Origin of the sequence: Roseateles sp. (assembly GCF_031397715.1) — a bacterium.
Taxonomy (GTDB): domain Bacteria; phylum Pseudomonadota; class Gammaproteobacteria; order Burkholderiales; family Burkholderiaceae_C; genus Paucibacter_A.
Map to the genome: position 1 here is coordinate 1 of NZ_JANNMI010000354.1, position 3,019 is coordinate 3,019.

2 protein-coding genes, 2 tRNA genes and 1 pseudogene are annotated in these 3,019 nt (G+C 61.8%); 1 reads left to right on the top strand and 4 read right to left on the bottom strand.

Going from position 1 to position 3,019, the window contains the following annotated elements; genetic code table 11:
• Positions 1–214, top strand: a pseudogene (locus tag RMO57_RS15415) (acyl-CoA dehydrogenase family protein); the annotation flags it as partial.
• 60 nt (positions 215–274) lie between these two features.
• Here RMO57_RS15415 and RMO57_RS15420 read toward each other — a convergent pair.
• The 4 genes from RMO57_RS15420 to RMO57_RS15435 all read right to left on the bottom strand — a co-directional run bounded on the left by RMO57_RS15420 (position 275) and on the right by RMO57_RS15435 (position 2,917).
• Entirely contained in the window at positions 275–1,504 is a 1,230-nt protein-coding gene (locus RMO57_RS15420; protein WP_310388110.1) for an HD-GYP domain-containing protein, read from the bottom strand.
• 272 nt (positions 1,505–1,776) lie between these two features.
• Complete coding sequence (locus RMO57_RS15425) at positions 1,777–2,415, bottom strand: DUF6806 family protein (RefSeq protein WP_310388111.1); 639 nt, start codon at positions 2,413–2,415, stop codon at positions 1,777–1,779.
• 266 nt (positions 2,416–2,681) lie between these two features.
• Positions 2,682–2,775, bottom strand: a tRNA-Leu gene (locus RMO57_RS15430).
• 68 nt (positions 2,776–2,843) lie between these two features.
• Positions 2,844–2,917, bottom strand: a tRNA-Cys gene (locus RMO57_RS15435).
• Positions 2,918–3,019 lie beyond the last annotated feature (102 nt).

Sequence of the window (3,019 nt, forward strand, 5' to 3'; positions counted from 1 at the left end):
ATGGCCTGCCAGGTGATCGACTGGGCGATGCAGGTGCATGGCGGCGGTGGCATGTGTGACGACTTTCCGCTGGCCTATGCCTACGCCCATGCACGGACCCTGCGCTTTGCCGATGGCCCGGACGAGGTGCATCGCAACGCCCGCAAAGCTGGAACTTGGCAAGTACGCGGCCAACCCAAGGCCGGTGGAGATGCCGATCACGCGCGGCAGCTGACTTTTCGCGATGCGCCCACCATACCGCGCCCGTGCCCGCCAGCGGCCCAGCCGGCGATGGTCAGGCGACGAGCCCCGACCACATCGCATCGAGGTCGGCAAATTTCCATTTGGCCGGATCTTCCCGCGCGATGATCTTCTCCTTGCAACCGCGCGCGGATAGATCCATGACGACCGGATCTATGCGCTGACTGGACGCCATGCGATAGAACACCTTGACGACGGGCATGGTGAGTGCACCCTTGGACTGCTCGATCACCACACCGATGCAACCCGAGTTGAGACGCACCAGCGATCCGACCGGATAGATGCCGAGCGTCTTGGCGAACGCCTGAAACACCGTCAGGTCGAAATGCCCACTGGCCCACTGACCCATCTGGCGCAGCGACTCCGACGGGTCCCAGCCCGCCTTGTAGGGGCGATTGGATGTGATGGCGTCATACACGTCGCACACTGCACCCATCTTGGCAAACAGGCTGATTTCGGGGCCCTTCAGGCCCTTGGGATAACCGGATCCATCCACCTTTTCATGGTGGTGCAGGCACACGTCCAGTGCGATCGGGTCGATGCCGGTGCTCTCCTGCAGGAACTGGTGGCCCTTGACCGGATGACCCTTGACGATCGTGAATTCGGAATCAGAGAGCTTGCCGGGCTTGTTCAGCACCTCGCTCGGGACCAGCATCTTGCCCACGTCGTGCAGCAGACCCGCAACGCCGGCGGAGCGCGCGACGTCCTCGCTCTGGTTCAGTTGCCGCGCCAGCGCGATCATCATGGCGCACACCGCGACCGAGTGCATATAGGTATAGTCGTCTGCAGTCTTTAGCCGAGCCAGGCTGATCAGCGCGCTCGGGTTGCGGGCCACTGAATCCGATATCTCCTGCACCAGGGTCACGACACCCGATGCGTTAACCGCATTGCCCATACGCGCTTCGTGAAACATCGACGTGACGGCCTCTTTCCCAGCAGCGCAGATCCGTGCAGCACGATCGATTTCGTCCGCGATCGGCGTCGGTGTTCGGTCGGAGGACATCGCCATCGACCGCCGCGCATCGTCGGGCGCGTCGTTCTCCAGCACCCCTAGCTCGGCGACCGCCGTCGTTGGCCAGACATCGGCGCCTTTGCTGACATCGATCCAGACTTCGCTCACCTTGCTCGCGCGCAGCATCGCGATTTCTTTCGGATCGGAAAGGACGAAGCGGGAGCGCCAGAACGGATTGTCGATCCACGACCCGCAGATCTCCTCCAGGTACATGCCCAGCTCGAGCTCATCGACATTGATCTTCTTGCGCACACTCTCCCCCGTCATATCACCCGATCACAACTGAGACAGGTTGCTGGCTTCTGATGCATGGACCGGGGCGTACCGTCGCTCAGCAATTGCGACGCCCAAACTGGGGGACACGACATCGTTCGCCTGCGCCAAGCGGCGCATCGGTCATACACGATATTCTCACACCGACAGGCATCAGCGCGCACGCCGGCAAAAGCAAACGCGCATTCGGCAACAAGCAACTGAGAGGTTTTCGCGATCCGGCATCACCGCACGGATGCCCCCGGGCGACCTCAGTGCAGGTGGCGCGGCTTGCGGCCACCGCCGTGGCCGGAACCGCCATGTCCACCGCCCGGACCTCGTCGGGGTTTGCCGATCTCCAGCGAGCTGACCAGTGCATCAAAACGCTGCGTGAACAGTTTATCGACTTCGGCCACGACACCCGAGAGCTCGGATCCGTCAAAATGGCGCTCCATCAGCGCTACCAGGTCCTGCACCAGCAAGTCGCGTTGCACCTGCATGATGGCCGCCGGGTTGGGACCCACAAACAGCATCAGAAAATCGTCCCGCGATTCTGCGTCGAGGTCCTCCTCGCCGTCCTCGTCGTCAAACTCGGTGTCGTAGAAGCTGACCTCGATCGCCGCACCGGTGTCGGCCAGTTCGTTCAGATTCATGCACATCTCGTCCAGCGTCTGGCGGAAGTCATCGTCACCGCCAACCGTCCAGCAGATCTGCAGCATGTGGCTGGGCGCGTCGAAGCGGATGCCCGGCTCGTCCTCGTAGGAGCTGCTGGCACCGTCGGCAAGGGACCTGGCACCGGCGTATTTCCAGATGGGCTTGAGCGCCTCCTGGATTTGTTCGAACTGCGTTTCCGCACGCAGCAGAACCTCGCCATGCAGGTGGATTTCAAAAGGGGGATCGGAGCGTGGCATGGTTAGTCAATGGGGCAGGAGCGCATCTGAGGTGACGTGGCAGCCGGCGTGTTTGCTGGACAGACGCATGGGCGATCCTTTAGGGTCCGTCGCCAAGTGCACTGGCCGGGAGAGCCCCAGCACGCCGACGCTTGGCAACACATTGGCATCATTGTGCCACGCCGACCGGGTCTGGTCCGGCAACCAATCGAGGGCAAACAAATCCCGCCGTAGCGCCAGGCCGGCGGGATTCGAGTATTGATTCTGGACCGCAAGGTGAAGGAGTTTGGTGCCCGGGACCGGAATCGAACCGGTACGCCCCTTATGCAGGAAAGCGGCGGATTTTAAGTCCGCTGTGTCTACCAATTCCACCACCCGGGCAGCTTGACCATTGCGATGCAGATGCGGCCAGAGCCATGTGTGGCGACGTGGCAACGGGCTCAGGAAACTGGAGGCGCGACCCGGAGTCGAACCGGGCTGATCGGATTTGCAATCCGGTGCATAACCGCTTTGCTATCGCGCCGTAAGCCATTGGGTCCGATGCACGCACCGTTGGGTTTGAGCACCGACAAAAAAGGGAAGCCTGGGCTTCCCTTTCTCAAAAATCTGGAGCGGGAAAAGAGTC